This window comes from Brevibacillus sp. HB1.2 (genome assembly GCF_013332495.1).
GTDB classification, from domain to species: domain Bacteria; phylum Bacillota; class Bacilli; order Brevibacillales; family Brevibacillaceae; genus Brevibacillus; species Brevibacillus porteri.
In genome coordinates this window covers 1-17,943 of record NZ_JABMIU010000018.1, presented here as the reverse complement: position 1 = coordinate 17,943, position 17,943 = coordinate 1, and the positions used below count along the sequence as shown (strand labels likewise).

Annotated in this window: 13 protein-coding genes; 10 read left to right on the top strand and 3 right to left on the bottom strand. The window is 49.0% G+C overall.

Annotated features, from left to right (window positions below; all coding sequences use genetic code 11):
* Positions 1 to 44: 44 nt before the first annotated feature.
* Both HPY28_RS26610 and HPY28_RS26605 read right to left on the bottom strand, forming a co-directional pair.
* Positions 45 to 1,475 carry a M56 family metallopeptidase gene (locus HPY28_RS26610; RefSeq protein ID WP_174226411.1) on the bottom strand — a complete coding sequence of 477 codons (1,431 nt, stop codon included), beginning with the start codon at positions 1,473 to 1,475 and terminating at the stop codon, positions 45 to 47.
* Between the two features lie 4 nt (positions 1,476 to 1,479).
* On the bottom strand, positions 1,480 to 1,854 hold the full coding sequence (locus tag HPY28_RS26605; RefSeq protein ID WP_017246683.1) for a BlaI/MecI/CopY family transcriptional regulator: 375 nt from the start codon (positions 1,852 to 1,854) through the stop codon (positions 1,480 to 1,482).
* Positions 1,855 to 1,967: 113 nt separating this feature from the next.
* Here HPY28_RS26605 and HPY28_RS26600 point away from each other — a divergent pair, with 113 nt between their 5' ends.
* Positions 1,968 to 2,636 carry a class I SAM-dependent methyltransferase gene (locus HPY28_RS26600; RefSeq protein ID WP_217444907.1) on the top strand — a complete coding sequence of 223 codons (669 nt, stop codon included), beginning with the start codon at positions 1,968 to 1,970 and terminating at the stop codon, positions 2,634 to 2,636.
* 48 nt (positions 2,637 to 2,684) lie between these two features.
* Here the strand turns inward: HPY28_RS26600 and HPY28_RS26595 are convergent, their stop codons facing one another.
* The gene (locus HPY28_RS26595) at positions 2,685 to 4,223 is read right to left on the bottom strand and encodes a hypothetical protein (protein ID WP_173623521.1); all 1,539 of its coding nucleotides are present in this window, start codon (positions 4,221 to 4,223) and stop codon (positions 2,685 to 2,687) included.
* A gap of 144 nt (positions 4,224 to 4,367) precedes the next feature.
* Here HPY28_RS26595 and HPY28_RS26590 point away from each other — a divergent pair, with 144 nt between their 5' ends.
* The 9 genes from HPY28_RS26590 (at position 4,368) to HPY28_RS26550 (ending at position 17,912) form a co-directional block, all read left to right on the top strand.
* Positions 4,368 to 5,771, top strand: a complete 1,404-nt coding sequence (locus HPY28_RS26590) for a sigma-54 interaction domain-containing protein (protein WP_174231740.1) — start codon at positions 4,368 to 4,370, stop codon at positions 5,769 to 5,771.
* A gap of 203 nt (positions 5,772 to 5,974) precedes the next feature.
* Positions 5,975 to 7,324, top strand: a complete 1,350-nt coding sequence (gabT, locus tag HPY28_RS26585; RefSeq protein ID WP_174231739.1) for a 4-aminobutyrate--2-oxoglutarate transaminase — start codon at positions 5,975 to 5,977, stop codon at positions 7,322 to 7,324.
* 26 nt (positions 7,325 to 7,350) lie between these two features.
* Positions 7,351 to 8,775, top strand: coding sequence for an aldehyde dehydrogenase family protein (locus HPY28_RS26580; protein WP_174231738.1), 1,425 nt, complete (start codon positions 7,351 to 7,353; stop codon positions 8,773 to 8,775).
* 261 nt (positions 8,776 to 9,036) lie between these two features.
* The gene (locus HPY28_RS26575) at positions 9,037 to 10,491 is read left to right on the top strand and encodes a polysaccharide deacetylase family protein (protein ID WP_174231737.1); all 1,455 of its coding nucleotides are present in this window, start codon (positions 9,037 to 9,039) and stop codon (positions 10,489 to 10,491) included.
* Between the two features lie 33 nt (positions 10,492 to 10,524).
* On the top strand, positions 10,525 to 11,838 hold the full coding sequence (locus tag HPY28_RS26570) for a nucleotide sugar dehydrogenase (protein ID WP_174231736.1): 1,314 nt from the start codon (positions 10,525 to 10,527) through the stop codon (positions 11,836 to 11,838).
* 26 nt (positions 11,839 to 11,864) lie between these two features.
* Positions 11,865 to 13,748: a glycosyltransferase gene (locus HPY28_RS26565; protein WP_017246675.1), complete on the top strand. Its 1,884-nt coding sequence runs from the start codon at positions 11,865 to 11,867 to the stop codon at positions 13,746 to 13,748.
* Positions 13,749 to 13,784: 36 nt separating this feature from the next.
* Entirely contained in the window at positions 13,785 to 15,545 is a 1,761-nt protein-coding gene (locus HPY28_RS26560) for a polysaccharide deacetylase family protein (protein ID WP_174231735.1), read from the top strand.
* A gap of 27 nt (positions 15,546 to 15,572) precedes the next feature.
* On the top strand, positions 15,573 to 16,637 hold the full coding sequence (locus tag HPY28_RS26555; RefSeq protein WP_174231734.1) for a glycosyl hydrolase family 18 protein: 1,065 nt from the start codon (positions 15,573 to 15,575) through the stop codon (positions 16,635 to 16,637).
* 441 nt (positions 16,638 to 17,078) lie between these two features.
* Positions 17,079 to 17,912, top strand: a complete 834-nt coding sequence (locus HPY28_RS26550; RefSeq protein ID WP_174231733.1) for an undecaprenyl-diphosphate phosphatase — start codon at positions 17,079 to 17,081, stop codon at positions 17,910 to 17,912.
* Positions 17,913 to 17,943: the final 31 nt, after the last annotated feature.

Sequence of the window (17,943 nt, the reverse complement as noted above, 5' to 3'; positions counted from 1 at the left end):
GCGTAACAAGTTAGGCCACAGATATTTTTTCTGTGGCCTCGTTTTTATTCTTTTGCTTCAATGTCTACCAACAGCTTCGCCGGATCAACGGGTGTACCATTTTCGAGAATCTGGAAAGCAAGATGCGGTCCCGTGCTACGTCCCGTACTTCCTAACAGACCAATGAGCTGGCCTTGGGTCACAGTAGCTCCAGCGGTGACCTCCAGCTTTTCCAAATGAGAGTAAACCGTTTGATACCCGCCATCATGCTCCAGAATGACCTGGTTGCCTTTCCCTGTTTTTGAATCGTATTCAGCCTTGAGTACCTTACCGGCCGCTGCTGCTTTTACTGGAGTGTTCAGGTTGTTGATGATGGAGAGGCTGGTTTGATCGGGTGCGCTTCTCGTTTCCCCTTCTGCTGGTACAGAGAAGGTGACCTCGTTCCCGAGCACTGTTTTTGCATCGGTCAAAGTGAAGATGCCTAAAGCCAAGACGACGACGATACCAGATAGCGTCCACGTATACGCTCGTTTTTGAAAGTGACGAATCATTTCTATTCTCCTTTTCACCTGTTTTTTGGAGCTGGAGAACCCGGCTGTGAAGCGAATCTGTTTGGGACAGGCATACAGCTCGAGCATTTTGATCATGGTGTATCCGTAGCGAGGTACCTCTGTCTCCTGCAAATAAGTCAAAGCCAAGGCATCACAAGCCATTTCCTGATCCTGACGCATGCGGGAAGCAGCATACCATAACAGCGGGTTGAACCAGTTGAGGATCAGAAGCACGCTCATGATGCTGTTCACAGGAATATCTCGTCTTTTCCAATGCGCCAGCTCATGCAAAAAAATGTGGCGCAGCTCATGCTCGTTGAGCTTGTCCAAAAGATTTTCCGGCAGCCAGATTTGCGGTCGCCAGATTCCCATCAAGGCAGGGCTTGTCATTTGATGACTCATGCGCAGGGGAATGGATTTGGTGATGCCCATTTGTTTTTGGCATTGGGAAAAGACGCGCAAAATAGCTTCATCCTGTACGAACACATCGTTTTTTAGCTGAGAGAGCAATCGGTATGCACTGCGAGTCATGGTGATAGCGAAAATGGCGACACCGCCGATCCAGATGAGGGAAAGCAGGCTGATCCAGGAAAAGCTCGCTTCGTTTGCTAGAGAGGCATCTGGCTGGAGGGCAAATTCATGCGGATGCAAAGCCTCTGTAGTGAGAACAATCGGTTCCGTAGGCGGGTGCGTTTCCTGTATGGATGTCCACGTGGAAGTAGGCAGCCAGTTATACAAACTGATCGTGCTGTCTATGGACCAAGGAACCGCGAGCTTCCAGAGAAGCAGGAACCATACGGCATGGTGCCAGCGGATGGGGAAATGCTTTTTGCCGAGCTGCTGGCAGAGCAAGATCAAGAGCACGAGTAGACTGGCTTCGATGGAGTTAGACAGTGTCCACGTAAATGCTTGATTGAGGGTGAGTGTGAGCCATTGCCAATCCACCAGCTTATTTCTCCTTTTCGGAAAGGATTTTTTTTAGCTCGTCAATCTCTTGGGAGGAGAGCTTTTCTTCTTTTAAAAAGTGAACCAGCATGGGCTTTAAGGCTCCGCCGTACACGCGCTGCAAAAAGGATTGGCGCTCTTGGCGCTTGCATTCTTCCTCAGTGAGCACAGGAGAGTAATAGTAGACGCGATTGACCTGCTCATAGGTGAGAATACCCTTTTGCAACAAGCGGCTGAGCAAGGTTTTGATTGTGTTGTCTTTCCACGTCTTGTTGTCTCGCAGAGTGTGGATGACATCGGCTGCTGTAGCGGGGGACTTTGCCCAGATGACCTTCATAATCTCCCACTCGGCATCCGAGATTCGCGGTTGCTCGTCCAAGTAAGACACCTCCGTCGATTACATTTGTAGTCGTTGTTCCTTTTTTTAAGATTACACATGTAGTCAACAGGTGTCAACTATCATTTTTGTAAATCCGTTCCAGATGACCGTGATTGGAAGATGACAAGCGAATTGGTACACTGAAGAAAAAGCGGATAAAGGCTGTGATAAGCATGAATCTGGCAGAGCTGTTTGGCGATATTGATATTTACTTGTTTGATCAGTTGTTAAAGGGACGGGTTACGAAGGAAATGCAGATACTCGATGCTGGCTGCGGCTCGGGACGGAATTTGGTCTACTTTTTGCGAAATGGCTATACGGTGTATGCGGTTGACCAATCGGCAAAAGCTATCGAGGCTGTACAGCAAATGGCATCGCAACTGGCGCCGAACTGGTCAGCGGAGCGTGCTCGTGTGGAACCGATTGAGAGCATGAGCTTTGAAAACGAAAGCTTCGATTTCATCATCAGTAATGCCGTTCTCCATTTTGCTGATAACGAAGAGCATTTTCATCAGATGCTAGAGGAGCTGTGGCGGGTACTGAAGCCAGGAGGCATTCTATTCATGCGTCTTGCTTCCTCGATCGGGATTGAGGATGCTGTACAGCCACTAGGGAACGAACGTTATTTGTTGCCGGACGGAAGCACCCGTTTTCTCGTAAATGAACGGACGATGGTGGGCATGACGGAAAAACGGCAAGGCGTGTTCCTGGAGCCAATCAAAACGGTGAATGTAGCTGGACAGCGTTGCATGAGTACGTGGGTCATCAAAAAGAATGCCTAAGCACGAGAAGCCGCCTTCCTATAGGAGAGGCGGCGTCTTTTTTCTCACTCAAAAATCACGTGTCTGATCAAAAATAGCAAAAAGCTCGTCCACATCTACTTCCACACCCGTAGTAGCTAAATTCTGTTTTGCCGACTGAAGCAGTTCATCGAGCACAACGAAAATTTCTTCTCGCTCAACTGTTTCGATAAAGCCAGTCCGGCGATCCATTTTGTTGAAAGTCTCTGTGTACTCTTTGACCCATGCACGCAAAGCAGTTTGTATTTCTTCCGCAGTCGTCGTTTCTTCACTGCTTTGTTTTTCAAGCGCACTGATCGCGGTGTTCATTTTTTTATAGAGACTGGCGGCCTTGTTGGCGTTGGTTGTTGAGATGTGCTCCCTGCCATCCCAATCGCGAAACGGATTGGTCAAATTATTGGCCAGCCATTCGGGCTTGCGCGGCTTGGTGATGGACAAATCCAGCCCATTTTTTACTTCTTTTTTGTAGGCGGCTTTAATGGTCTTGGCCGCTTCTGCTGGGAGGCTTGTCATCCAGAGACTGGAGAGCTTGGGACATTGATCTGGCAAAGGGAACTCGTCCCCTGTGAAGCCAAACAGATCGTAGGTCGTAAACGTCAGTAGCTCCTTCAAGTGCTTGATACTGCCCAGATTACTGAGAGTACCAGGCTTGCCCCACAGACGGAGGTTCTGAAGCGAGGGATACCGCTGGACGAGTGGTTGTAAGTCCAGCTCCGTCACATCGCGCAGATTGAGTCCTCCTAGCTGGTCGAGTCCGCGGTGAAGCGGTAGCGAATCTGAGAATGAGGCGGTCAGCCAATATCCATCCTGTTCGGCTTCTATGAGTAGGTTCGGTGAAAGAGACTTACCCAGTATGAGCTCTCTTAGACAATCGTTCAGATGCAGTGACTCCAGCCCGTCCGCGTTTTGGACAGAGAGTTTACTGAGATGGCTTCCTATCAGATCTAGAGAGGAGCCGTTGGCTTTTTCCAGGTGAAGCTCCAGAATAAAAGGATTGCTTTTGACAAAGGCAAGTAAGGAATCGGTGGGCTCCTCTGCGTAGATTCTTGTCAGGCAAGGGAGCTTTTCCAATTCAGAGATGTCCGTCAGGCTTCGCAGGATGTCAGCATGAATGACGTTGTTAGATCTACGCAGGCTCTTCCCGCCCAGCGAAATCATTTTGTCATCATTTGCGGCCTGTTTAAACTGCCGGCGACGCTCCTCAGTAATTTGATTCCATTTGTGTTGACGGTAAAAGCTCCCTCCGACATCCCAACTGCCGTAACTCCTTGTCTCTTCTGTCACGAGAGGTGGTACATTCCCTACTTTTATGTAGCCTTTGGGCACCGCTGGATCAACATAGATGTGATCGAGCTTGTTGTTCCAGAAGAAGTAGTCGCAATATAAGGGCTTCATCTGGTGCAGCTCTGATTCATCAGGCAGTGTATCGCTGCTCCAGTCCAGCTCGAGGATACTGATGAGGTTGGATTTGCTCGTGTCAGGCTCTTTTATCGATGTGACCTGGCAAGCTGTGTACTTTTGCAGCTTCTCGACAAAAACACAGTAGATGTCTCCGACTGTGGGTGTCATTCCTACCATCCTTTCCATCTCGTAGGGCTTGTTATTATCGCTATTTTTACATATTTTTCATAGGTTGTCGTTGTTCTTGCTGTTTTCTATAATGAAAAAATAAACATAGATCGGACACAACGGCGTGTGAGAGGCGGCGAAGAGATGATGAGAGAAGAGAGCACACAGAAGTGGATGAGCCGCGTTTTGGAGGCCATTGTTGAAACGTCTCGCGATCATTTGTTAATCACGGATCATGAGGGCTACATCCGGCTGGTTGGCGATTCGTCGTATGAAATATACGGTATCGGGAAGGATGAGCTCTTGGGCAAAAACGTCATCGAGCTGGAAAAAAAGAAAGTTTTTTCTCCATCTGTCACGCGAAAAGTCATGGATGCCAAGACGCCGCAGACGATCATGCAGGAAATACCCGGGGGTCGAAAGCTGATGGTGATGGCTTTTCCCGTCTGGAACGAAGATGGCAGCATGCATTCGATCATCAGTTATTCCCATGACCTGACTGAAATTATGGAATTGAAACGGCGCTACGAGGGTCTGACAGAGCAGCTCAAGCAGTTTGAAACCGAGATTGAGGAGCTGCGCGAAAAGCACCAGGAGGGCTTCGTGGCAGTGAGTCAGCCGATGCAAGCCATTGAGCGTCTCATCAAAAAAGTCGCGGCTGTTGATTCGACTGTCCTGATACTCGGGGAATCGGGTGTCGGGAAAAATGTGATCGCGAAAGAAATTCATCGCAATAGTCGTCGTGCGGGTGGGCAGTTCGTGGAGATCAACTGTGGCTCGATCCCGGAGGGCTTGCTGGAATCGGAGCTGTTTGGTTATGAGGCTGGTTCGTTTACAGGGGCCGCCAAGCAGGGCAAGCAAGGGATTATCGAGATGGCGAATCAAGGGACCCTCCTCTTGGACGAGCTGGGGGAACTGCCGCTGACTTTGCAGGCCAAGCTGTTGAAGGTGATTCAGGAAAAACGGCTGCAACGCGTTGGGAGTACACAGTACCGCGACGTGGATTTTCGTTTGATTGCCGCCACCAATCGCGATTTAGAAAAGATGGTGAAGGAAGGGAAGTTCCGGCAAGACCTGTATTTTCGCCTGAATGTTGTCCCGATCCACGTCCCACCGTTACGAAATCGGCCAGAGGATATCGCGGCTCTCCTGAAGCGCGTCGTACGCTCGCTCAATGAACGATACGGAATGGACAAGCGTCTGGACCCTGCGGTGACACATGCCTTGATGCAGTACGAGTGGCCGGGCAATGTTCGCGAGCTGGAGAACGTCTTGGAGAGAATGGTGGTCACTGCGGACGAAGATGTGATCACGTCCCAGCATCTGCCCGCGGAAATCAGGTTGGCAGGGGAAGAGCAGGCAGCCATGGAGCCGAGTCTGGCCACTTCCAAGATGTCGCTTCGGGAAGCACTAGAGCAGGTAGAGGAAAAATGGCTACGCTATGCATCCGAGCACTGCCGGACCACGGGGGAAATCGCGGAGTTTCTCGGAATTAGCCAGCCCTCTGTCGTGCGGAAACTGAAAAAATATCGGATTCGTTCCAGGTGATTCAAAAATAAATAGTTTATTCAAAAATGAATCGAACATTCTGGTGTTTTCGATTCATTTTTGAATAATTTGATGTAACCATAGTGTCGGAAACGCGATTTCATCAAGCTCTTGCGGTTGGCATAGGTATTGCTACATATCGTGGTTGAGTTTACAAGCAAGCCATCCAACTAATACCATCTCGAACGAGGAGAGGATACGATATGTCCAAACAACGTCAATTTGTAAACGTAGCTGCTGGTGTGCCAGGTCCAAAGGGAGCGGCCTTGATTGAAAAAAGAAAGCAGTTCGTTCCAAAAGGTGTCGGCAACAATACCCCTGTTTTTGTAGAGTCAGCTTCAGGTGCATTGGTTACGGATGTAGATGGCAATACGTACATCGATTTTGCCGGAGCGATCGGTACATTGAATGCCGGACACTGCCCACCGGAAGTAGTTGAGGTACTAAAAGCGCAGTTGGACAAATACATTCATCCTTGCTTCCATGTAGGGATGTATGAGCCATATGTGGCCTTGGCTGAGAAGCTGACGGAAATCACGCCAGGCAGCTTTGAAAAGAAGACGATGCTCGCAAACAGCGGGGCAGAAGCAGTAGAGAACGCGGTGAAAATCGCCCGCAAATACACAGGACGCCCAGGCATCATTTCCTTTAGCCGTGGTTTCCATGGTCGTACGCTTCTGGGCATGTCACTGACATCCAAGGTGAAGCCGTACAAATTCCAGATGGGACCATTCGCTCCAGCTACGTATAAAGCGCAATTCCCGTATCCACTGAACAAGCCGGAATCCATGACAGATGATGAATACGCGCAATTCTGCGTGCGTCAGTTCGAGGACTTCCTCTTGACTGAGGTTGCACCGGAAGAAGTAGCTGCCGTGATTATGGAACCGATTCAGGGAGAAGGCGGCTTTATCGTCCCGCCTGTGTCCTTCGTTCAAGGTGTCTATCACATTTGTAAAAAGCATCAAATCCTATTTATTTCTGATGAGATTCAAACAGGCTTCGGTCGCACTGGCGCCATGTTTGCCTCTACCCATTTCGGTATCGAGCCAGATATCATCACCATGTCCAAATCAATCGCGGCAGGCTTACCTATTTCTGCGGTTACGGGACGCGCCGAAATCATGGACGCGCCAAACCCAGGTGAGATCGGCGGTACTTATGGAGGAAGCCCGCTTGGCTGCGTAGCGGCATTGGCAGTCATTGAGAAAATGGAGCGCGAAGACCTGTCTGGTCGTGCGCAGGTGATCGGGGACAAAATCAAGGCGCATTTCCACGCGTTGCAAAAAGAGTTCCCTGTGATCGCAGAGGTGCGCGGATTGGGTGCGATGTGCGCTGTAGAATTTATCGATCCAACAACCAAACAACCAGCGAAAGAGCTCGTTGCTGGCTTGACCAAAGGCTGCTACGAGTCTGGCGTCATCGTGCTTTCTGCTGGCGTCCACAGCAACGTGCTGCGCTTCCTGTCTCCACTGGTTATTACAGATGAGCAACTGGAAGAGGCACTGGACATTATGACGGATGTTCTGAAAAGCCAATACGTGACGAACTAAAACGCCCGAGGGGGTTCTCCATACTCATGAAAAAGCATCTCTACATCAACGGACAATGGAAAGAAGCAAAAGAATACGCACCACTCTACTCCCCGTATTCTGGGGAGCTGGTGGCTGAAATCGCTCAGGCAGACGATCATGACGTCGACGAGGCAATTAAGGCGGCCAAAGCAACAACCAAATTCATGGCAAAAATGCCAGCCAATCAGCGTGCTTTGATACTGGAGAAGGCCGCTGCGATTATGGAAGCACGCAAAGAGGAACTGGCGGTCATCCTCGCACAAGAAGCCGCCAAGCCACTTCGCACAGGTCGTGTAGAAATTGCCCGGACGATTCAGACCTACAAGTTCGCAGCAGAAGAAGCGAAGCGTATCCACGGAGAGACGGTGCCGCTCGATGCAGCACCGGGTGGTGAAGGACGTCTTGCTTTTACGGTACGCAAGCCGATCGGCGTAGTCGGCGCGATCACGCCTTTTAACTTTCCATTCAATCTCGTAGCACACAAGGTCGGGCCTGCCATTGCCGCAGGAAATACCGTTGTACTGAAGCCAGCAAGTCAGACGCCGCTTAGCTCGCTGATCCTGGCCGATATTTTCGCGGAGGCGGGCTTGCCTGCAGGAGCGCTCAATATTTTGCCTGGAAAAGGCGCGGTCGTTGGCGAAAGGCTGGTCAGTGACAGTCGAATTGCCGCGATTACATTTACTGGAAGTCCTGCGGTTGGAATCGCGATGAAAAACAAAGCGGGACTCAAGCGTGTAACCTTGGAGCTTGGCTCCAACTCCGCAGTAATCATCGACCACAACGTGGAAATCACGCAAGCGTTGATTGATCGTTGCGTGACGGGTGCCTTCTCCTTTAGTGGTCAAGTGTGTATCTCGCTGCAACGCGTTTATATTCACCAGAGCAAGTACGAAGAGTTCCTGGAGAAGTTTAAGGCTGGCACAGAAAAGCTCGTGCTGGGTGATCCGCTGAACGAAGAGACAGACATGTCCTCTGTGATCTCCGCCAAGGATCATGAACGCATGGGAGCATGGGTACAGGAAGCTGTAGAAGCAGGCGCACATGTAGTGACTGGTGGGAAACCTGTTAGTGACAAGCTCTTTGCCCCAACGATTCTGACCAATGTAGGCGCACATGTTGCCGTCTCCTGCCAAGAGGTATTCGGTCCAATCGTAGTCGTTACACCGTTTGAGACGATGGACGAAGCGATTGAGGCGGTAAATGACTCCCGATTCGGCTTGCAGGCTGGCATCTATACGAGTGACATTCACGCGGCTATGCGCGCAGCGGAAGAGCTGGAGGTCGGGGGCGTGATGATCAACGACATTCCGACGTTCCGCGTGGACAACATGCCGTATGGCGGGGTAAAAGACAGTGGCTTTGGCCGCGAGGGGATCAAGTATGCGGTCGAGGAATTAACGGAACTAAAATTAATTGCGATCAAACTGTAACAGCGAATGACGGGCCTGATGAGGCTCGTCTTTTTTCGTTAATGGCGTCCTGTAGGAAATTCAAATTTTTTCCATAAAGTGTCATAATTGAAACCGTTTCATATAGTTGTTTGGCATAGGTAGTTATGTTAGTCTAGCGTATAGAGGCAGACTATGTTCATTTCTGTGCAAAAAGTGTTTGATTACACTTACTTGTTACGCAGATGAAATAGTCGTTTTTTTATGCGTAAAGGGCATTTCTTACACGAAAAGGGGACAATCATGATTAGTTATAAGAAAGGGGTCAGTGGGTTCCGATTCTTTCACTGGATCTCCCTTGTCGCGATATTGGCATTGTTGGCAGGCTGTTCACCGTTTCAGGGGAGTGACAGCAGCACAGATAACAACTTACAGCCAGTCAAACCTGAAAAAATCGAGCGATACCAAGGGGAGAAGAGCAAGGGCGTGTCCATGGTCTACACGACGCAAAGACAGCTTGCTCTTACTTTTAATGGGATGGCAGATAAAGACACGATGAAAAGACTGCTGGATGAACTGGATAAGTACCACATCAAAGCAGCTTTTTTCTTGCCAGGCATGAGGGTAGCGGAAGAGCCGGACATTGCGCGACAAATTGTCGCCAGAGGTCACGATATTGAAAACAACACGTTGAACCAGTCAGATTTGCAGGGTCAATCTTACGAGAAAATGTACGAAGATATCAAATTGGCTAATGAGGTCATCAAAAGAGAGACCGACAAGACACCGCGATATATCAGAACGAAGTCAGGCGATTACTCCGACGATCTTCGATTGGTAGCTGCTCACAATGGACAAGAAGCGGTCGTGTCCTCCAGTTTGTTTCTGCACAATTGGCAAAAAGAGACGGAGGAGCAAAAAAATCATTACTTAAGAAAATACATGAATCGCGGCGGCATCATCGCGATGGACACAGAGGAGAACAAGTCTGTCGTAGAAAACATCCGGCTACTGGCAGAGGCAGCGACTGATGTCGGTTACAGATTCGTCCCATTGCACGAGTTGATTGCACAAGGCGGGGAGCGAAAGCCGCTGCAAGAAATACCGGGTTTTGATGCAGCAAAAATGAATGCGGCCTATCATGAGTCCAAGCCAAATCTCATCTATCGAAAAGAAACGGACAAGAAGATGGTCGCCCTGTCCTTCGATGATTGGGGTACGGATCAAACAGTTACGAAGATTCTCGATATCCTGGACAAAAAAGGAGTAAAGGCTTCGTTTTTCCTTCGCGCAGATGGTGTAGAACGAAATCCAAACTTGGCGAGAGCGATTGCGGAAGCGGGACATGATGTAGCCAACCACACCTATTCTCATCCGGTGAATACCAAAATTGCGCCGGAAGAATTGCAAAAAGAAATTGTCAAAGCCCATCAGATTATTACCGAAGCGATTCAGCAGAAGCCGACGATGTATTTCAGACCACCAACTGGGGCGTTTGACGAACAGACACTCAAGGCGATTGCAGCGACGGGCTACGAGGACATTACGATTTATGATGTGACGCCGTCCGATTACGACAAGAAACGGAGTGCGGACGAGATCGTCAAAGCAATTATGGAGCAGACGCGGAGCGGAAGCGTGATTCTGCTGCACATGCTCGATGACATTCACACAATTGAGGCGCTACCAACCGTAATTGACCAGCTTAGAAGCAAAGGATACACGCTTGTACCCATGACAGAGATGTTTGGCCAATAAAGCCAAAATAGAACAGGGAGAGGGAGCCGGCTTATGAATTTGTACGAAGGGATTGTGGAGAGGGAAGAAAAAATTGCTGTCGTCGGTCTTGGGTACGTAGGCTTACCGATTGCGATGGCACTGTCCAAACGTACTTCTGTGATTGGATTCGATGTAAACCAAGAGAAAGTAGCAGCCTATCAAAAGGGAAACTTTCGTGATGCTGACGTGGATCAGGAGCTGACGAGTGACGCTACTATTGAATTCACTTTAGATGAAAATAGATTGCAGGAAGCGCGATTTTTTATCGTGGCAGTGCCTACCCCGGTCAAAAGCGGGAATGTCCCCGACCTGAAATATGTAGAAAGCGCATCCCGCATGGTGGGCAGACAGTTGAGAAAAGGGGCAATCGTCGTATTTGAATCGACGGTTTATCCTGGGGCAACCGAAGATGTTTGCTTGCCAATCCTGGAGGCGGAATCCGGCTTGCGTTGTGGCATAGACTTCAAGATCGGCTATTCACCTGAACGCATCAACCCGGGAGACAAGGTAAATCGCTTGGAAAACATCGTCAAGATCGTATCGGGGATGGATGAAGAAACACTGGGAATCGTAGCAAGCGTCTACGAGCTCGTGATCCAGGCAGGCGTTTATCGAGCAGAAAGCATCAAGGTAGCAGAAGCCGCAAAAGTCATTGAAAATGCGCAACGGGATGTCAATATTGCGTTTATGAATGAGCTGGCGATGCTGTTCAATCAGATGGATATTCCGACAAAAGCAGTATTGCAAGCGGCAGGAACCAAGTGGAACTTCCTCCCTTTTTCACCGGGCTTGGTCGGCGGGCATTGCATCGGTATCGATCCTTACTATTTAACGTACAAAGCAGAAGACAGCGGCTATCGCTCCCGCATTATTTTGGCGGCCAGACACATTAACGATGGCATGGGGAAATATGTCGCCCAACAAATCATTAAAATGGCTGTTCGCTCGAAGCTCGACCTCACGGATGTGCGGATTGGCATACTCGGAATGTCCTACAAAGAGGATTGTGCGGATATCAGAAACACCAAGGTGACGGATATCATTGAGGAACTGAGGGAGTACGGGATCAACCCACTGGTCGTAGACCCGATGGTGAATCCTCGGGAGGCATACGAGGAATACGGCATCGAGCTGTCAGAGATGAAGGCTCTCCACGACTTGGACATTGTGGTTGTAGCGGTACCCCATGCTCCCTTTGCCCAGATGGAAGTCGCTGATTATGCCGCGATGTACGGCAAGAATGAAGCAAAAATCATGATTGATATAAAAGAGACTTATTCCAAAGCTGACTTTGAAAACAGTGGATTTCATTACTGGAGCTTGTAGGCAGTGGAGGGGAGAGAGCGACAGTGATGAAACAGTTGATAGAGAAAGTAAAGCCTAAAAAGAAAGAGAAAATTGAAGAAGTACTGACGGTTTCCAAAACGGAGAGGCGCGTGCTATCGAATGTGCCAGACCCGGAGAAAATTCGTGTCCAAGTGGATCGCCGCGGTACGAAAGATACGAATGAGCCAGGAAAGCTGGAGGACCCGGAATACCTGAATCGAATTCGGATGCTGAGTCTGCGCTATATGGCAGATTTCCCGGTGACGCTATTAACCAAGAAACAGCGGGTCAAGGATGGAATGAAGGCAAGAGCCGTCGACATTTCTTCGACGGGCCTATTAGTTGAACTAGATTCGGAGAGAGAAGACATCCAGGTGGGACAAGTGTTTATGATCCATTGCACAATCCCGCCAGGCACAATGCCAGAAGGCTATGAGTCAACGGTGAAGCTGGATGCAACTGTCGTTCGCCGGTTTACGGAGGAAGAGGAAGGGTGTCAGAAGTTCATGCTCGCCTTCGAGTTTTCCAAACCGCTGACCGAGTATTTTCGCAAAAAGCGCTGGGGATACGCTATTTATATCGCAAGTGCTTCCCTGTTTTTCGCTGCGGCGTTTATCGTGCTCATGCGCGCGGAGAGCGTGATTTATTTCAAATACAACATTTACTTGTATTTGTACAGCTTGATTGCCGCTGCCTTTTTGCTGACACGGTATTTATTCGGTGCTCTTTATCGGGAGGTTCCCGTCAATCCGGACTATACACCGGGCGTGAGCATCATTATTCCGTGCTTCAACGAAGAGCAGTGGATTCACCGGACGATTTTGAGTTGTGTGAATCAGAACTACCCGATTGATAAGCTGGAGGTCATCGTGGTAGACGACCGCTCGACGGACCGATCAGCAGAAGAGATTCAAAAGGTCATTGATATGATTCATAACGAGGCCGAGCGCTATATGACCCGCGAACGCGTGAAGATGCACATTCTTCCTGAAAACGGCGGGAAACGGGTCGCTTTGGTAAAAGGTGTGGAAATGGCCAAGCACGATTTGGTTGTCTTCGTTGATTCAGACAGCTTTTTGGAACCGACTGCGATTCGCAACCTCGTACAGCCTTTCCAAGACCCGAAAATGGGGGGTGTCGCAGGGCGTACGGATGTGGAAAACAAGTTCACCAACGCGATCACCAAGCTGCAAACGGTTCGTTACTACATTGCTTTTCGCATCATGAAGGCGGCTGAATCGTGGTTTGACAGTGTCACTTGCTTGTCTGGACCGTTGTCTTGCTATCGCAAGGAATTGATTTTGCAGCATTCGGAAGCATGGCTGAATCAGAAGTTTCTCGGGCAGCCCGCCACTTTTGGCGATGACCGAAGCATGACCAACTTTATTTTGCGAACACATCGGACAGGCTATCAGGATTCTGCGATTTGCTCGACGATTGTGCCGTCAGATATGAACATATTTTTGAAGCAGCAGATGCGCTGGAAGCGTTCGTGGTTGAGGGAGTCTTTGCGTGCCAGCGGCTTTATTTGGCGCAAGGAGCCATTTATGGCGATCTTCTTTTACATTGGTCTGATTGTTCCTATTGCTGCTCCCGTCATCGTACTGTACAACCTCGTATACGTTCCGCTCGTTCATCATATTTTCCCAGGTACGTTTTTAATGGGCTTGCTGCTGATGGCGCTCTTAATGAGCTTGGCCCATCTGTTTTTCCGTAGAAGCAAGCTGTGGGTTTTCGGGATTGTCTTTTGTGTGTTTTATGAGCTGGTGCTATTATGGCAGATGCCTGTGGCATGGGTGACATTCTGGAAATCTACTTGGGGTACGCGAGAAACGCCGCAGGACGTCGAAGCGAGATTGAAAAAAGAAGCCCGAAAGAAGAACAAAAAAGGCTTTGGGCTGCCATTTTAAGTGGGAAAGACAAAGGGAGTGAGGGTGTCAGGAGTTATGGGGAAAACGATGAGCGATGTCTTGGACTATCGGAAAAAAGATCGCAATAAATTCATCAAGACGCTGATCCAGATCGCTATCTTAGTCGTCTTGGGCGTCATGTTATTCAATGCTGTATTTGATTGGAAGAAGTACGAGGAACCGAATAGAGCGAGCTGGACGAATGAAAAAGGCTTTATCGCCATCTCCTATTTTGGCGTGGGTCGTTCGGGTACACCGAAGCTGGTAGCCAAGAAGCAATTGGATGAACAGCTTCAAGCGTTGTATGACCAGGGCTATCAAACGATCTCGCAACAAGATATCTTGGACTTTTACAAGAAAAAGAAGCCACTTCCTGACAAGGCACTGTTTTTAGCCTTTGAAGATGGCCGCAACGATTCGAGCTTGTTTGCCCAGCCGCTTTTGGAGAAGTACAACTTCAAAGCAACAGCATTGTCATACGGCAACAAGATGGGGAACAGCGAGAATAAATTCCTGCAACCGGAAGACATGAAAAAAATGATGGAAACTGGCTTCTGGGAGCTTGGTTCCAACGGCTATCGGTTGACGTATATCAATGTGTTTGATGATCAGGGCAATTTCATCGGTGTGAAGGATGAGGGTGAATTAACGAATAAAACAAAGGTGGGTTACTATAACCACTACTTGATGGACTTTATCCGTGACAGCAATATGATCCCGATTGAAGACAGAAGCAAGATGGAAGCAAGAATAAACGAAGACTACAAGCTGATGAATGATACGTATATGGATCAATTGGGCTTTGTCCCAGGGGCCTATATGATCATGCATGCAAACACCCTGTATGGTGGCATGAATCGCTTGGTAGCGGATGCGAACGACGCGAATATCAAAAAGTATTTTACGATGCACGTTAACCGGGAAGGAACCGCCTACAACGACAGCGAGGGGGATCTGTACAACCTGACCCGTGTGCAGCCAGAGCCTTACTGGTACACGAATCATTTGTTGATGCGTATCCAAAAAGACACCGACGAGAAGATTCGCTTTGTTCGCGGCGATGAAGAGCAGGCCAATGAGTGGGATCGTCTCGGTGGTGCCGCGCAATTTATGGAGGATCAGATCGTCCTGACCTCTCCAGCTGCTGGCTCTGGCATGTTATATTTAAAAAACAGCGACAGCCAGAAGGATATCAAGCTTTCTGCCAAGCTGGAAGGGAATGTAATCGGCAAGCAGTCCATTTATTTGCGTTATGATCGGGAAAAAGACAGCTTTGTACGGGTCGTCCTGCATGATAATGAGCTGCGCGTCGAGCAGAAGAAGGAAAAAGGCGAAGTTCAGGAGCTTTTCAAGACGGAATTGAGCCAAGTGATTTGGAATCCTGAGGATTTGACCTTCGACCGTGCTTCGGTCTATACGAGGGAGCAAGGCGAGTCTGGTGCTCCGGAGCTGGAGAAATACCCAATTAACATTAAAAATACGCGTCCACTCGAAATCACTGTTCAAGGCGACCGTCTCAGTGTTTCCGTGGACAAGATACCGCTTTTGGATCAGCAACAGATCGACCCGAGTATGAGCAGCGGTGCCGTTGCATTGGAAGCGGCCTATAGTGAAGAGAACAAAAAGGACGACATTTATGACGGGGTGTTTGCGGACGTAAAAATAGAGTCCTTGGCGCAACCGAGTAGTGAGCAGCAGATGCTGTTCAGTAATGTGCAGACAGGGTTAGCAGGAGTCGTCAGCTCGATCAAGAAAGCTATTTCTACTACAATGGACTGGGTCATCGACACCTTTTAAATCCGAAACAAGGGGGATCAGTGTAAGGTGTCAAACATCAAGAAACGATCGATCATTTTGACTGTTCTTCTGATAGGAGTGTGTATCACCCTCGTGTGGTACATGATGAAATGGAATGATACGGAAAGCTTGGAGAGTGTAGATGCAGCCAACAACACGACGGAATTGTCTGCTTGGGTGGTAGACTGGCAGTGGGAATCCGGTTTGGAGGATTTCCGCAGGATGACGGATGGCCTGTCCAGTGTGCAAGTCTTCGCGGCGTATTTTGATGAAAACGACAAGCTGCACTTTACTGACCGCATGACCAAGGCGATGCCTGAGATCAAGGAAGCCTCGAAGCAGGGCAGCTATGTCGATCTCGATTTGACCATTGTGAATGATCGTCTTAACAGTGATGGTACGCAGGTTCAAAAGGACCCGTCGATTGTCAGCCGGCTCATGGCGACAGATGCAAGCCGTACCAAGCACATTATGGAGATCAAGAATGCTGTGATCCAGAATGGCTTTCATGGTTTAGAAATCGATTATGAGAGAATTGACGAGAAAGACTGGGACAACTTCCTTACTTTTATCCATACCTTGTATCAGCATATGGAGCAGGAGGGGAAGTCACTTCGCATCGTATTGGAGCCGCGCGCGCCGATTGAAGACTTGGCATTGCCAAAGGGCCCTACTTACGTCATGATGGCTTATAATTTGTACGGAACGAATACAGAGCCAGGTCCCAAAGCCGATCATGCATTTATTGAACAACTCGCCACTCGAATGAAAAAAGTACCGGGTGACAAAGTCATGGCCCTCTCTGTAGGCGGATTTGATTGGGCTTCTGATGGAAAAGTGACGGCTGTGACGGAAAAACAGGCAGCAGACCTTGCTATCTCCAGTATCGAGCCGCCAAAGCGGGATAAAGCGAGTGGCAGTTTGTACTTCGACTACATGGGTGAAGACGGACAAAAGCACACGGTTTGGTATGCGGATGAAGAGACACTGTCTCAATGGGGCGCAGTTGCGAAGAAAGCGGGCATCGAGAAAATGGCGCTCTGGCGACTAGGTGACATGGGGGAAGGGACGTTGCAATATGTGAATCGATGAGGGGCTGTCGTGGAGGGAAGAAGCGAATTTCCAGTCTACGCTTCGGCCTACGCCCCGCAAGGGGTGATTGACTGTCCGCTTCGGAATAAATGGCGGGAGCGCTTCAAAGGTAGAAGTTTCGAGGATGTCATTCATAAGTGAAGCTGAAATTCCCCGCCATTTATTCCTACGCTGGGGCGGGCTCCAGAGGCGCTTGGACTGGAAATTCGCTTCTTCCTGCGCAGCTTTTCGATTCACATCTTGTAGAGTTAAATGAATAAAGAAAAACATGAGGGCTTTCACTGTGGGAAATCCCATCAATAATTTACTAGAATGTTTTTCTATCACAATGTAACTTTGTACCGGAGATGAACGTTATAATGCTAGAAGCGGTAGTCTGCTCTTTTACAGGGCGGCTACTACCTATTGATTTTGGACATCATTCATAGGAGCGTGGAATTTTTGGGTCTCTGGGAAGCTTTTGTCGCGATTGTGCTGGGGCTAGTAGAAGGTTTGACTGAGTTTGCCCCGGTTTCCTCTACGGGTCACATGATCATCGTGGATGACTTTTTGTTCCAAACGAAGGAGATGTTTTCACCAGAAGTGGCCAACACCTTCAAAATTGTCATTCAGCTCGGTTCGATTTTGGCTGTTGTCGTTTTGATGTGGGATCGGTTCATGAGCTTGCTCGGCTTGAAAAAGCTGGCGGGTAAGAGTGAGATTCAGGCAGGACCTCGACTGAATTTGGCTACGGTCATTGTCGGTTTGATTCCTGCGGGGATTCTGGGTGTTCTGTTTGACGACTACATCGATGAGTATTTGTTCTCGACTAAGACCGTGGTAATTGGTCTGGTGCTGGGCGCTCTGCTCATGCTGGCTGCGGATTGGTTCCGACCAAGACGTCCCAAGATCGAATCGGTTGACCAAATTACGTACAAGCAAGCGTTGCTGGTTGGACTCATTCAATGTTTCTCCCTGTGGCCTGGTTTTTCCCGTTCGGGTTCCACGATCTCGGGGGGCGTACTGTTGGGCATGAGCCATCGTGCGGCGGCAGACTTCACGTTTATTATGGCTGTGCCGATCATGGCGGGCGCGAGCTTTTTGTCGCTGTTGAAGCGTTGGGATGCGATTACGATGGACAGCATTCCATTTTTCGTCGTCGGTTTTATTAGTGCGTTTGTGTTTGCGCTTCTGTCGATCCGTTTCTTCTTGAAGCTGATCAATCGCATCAAGCTGACACCTTTTGCGATTTATCGTTTGGTGCTGGCCGCAGTTATTTACTTTGGGTTTATGTAAAAATCAAAAAGACGACAAAGGCTCCCGGTTG

Coding starts and splice junctions, on each gene's coding strand:
- HPY28_RS26565 (WP_017246675.1), top strand. CDS start 11,865: ATGAAACAGTTGATAGAGAAAGTAAAGCCTAAAAAGAAAGAGAAAATT.
- HPY28_RS26575 (WP_174231737.1), top strand. CDS start 9,037: ATGATTAGTTATAAGAAAGGGGTCAGTGGGTTCCGATTCTTTCACTGG.
- gabT (WP_174231739.1), top strand. CDS start 5,975: ATGTCCAAACAACGTCAATTTGTAAACGTAGCTGCTGGTGTGCCAGGT.
- HPY28_RS26570 (WP_174231736.1), top strand. CDS start 10,525: ATGAATTTGTACGAAGGGATTGTGGAGAGGGAAGAAAAAATTGCTGTC.
- HPY28_RS26560 (WP_174231735.1), top strand. CDS start 13,785: ATGGGGAAAACGATGAGCGATGTCTTGGACTATCGGAAAAAAGATCGC.
- HPY28_RS26590 (WP_174231740.1), top strand. CDS start 4,368: ATGATGAGAGAAGAGAGCACACAGAAGTGGATGAGCCGCGTTTTGGAG.
- HPY28_RS26595 (WP_173623521.1), bottom strand. CDS start 4,223: ATGACACCCACAGTCGGAGACATCTACTGTGTTTTTGTCGAGAAGCTG.
- HPY28_RS26580 (WP_174231738.1), top strand. CDS start 7,351: ATGAAAAAGCATCTCTACATCAACGGACAATGGAAAGAAGCAAAAGAA.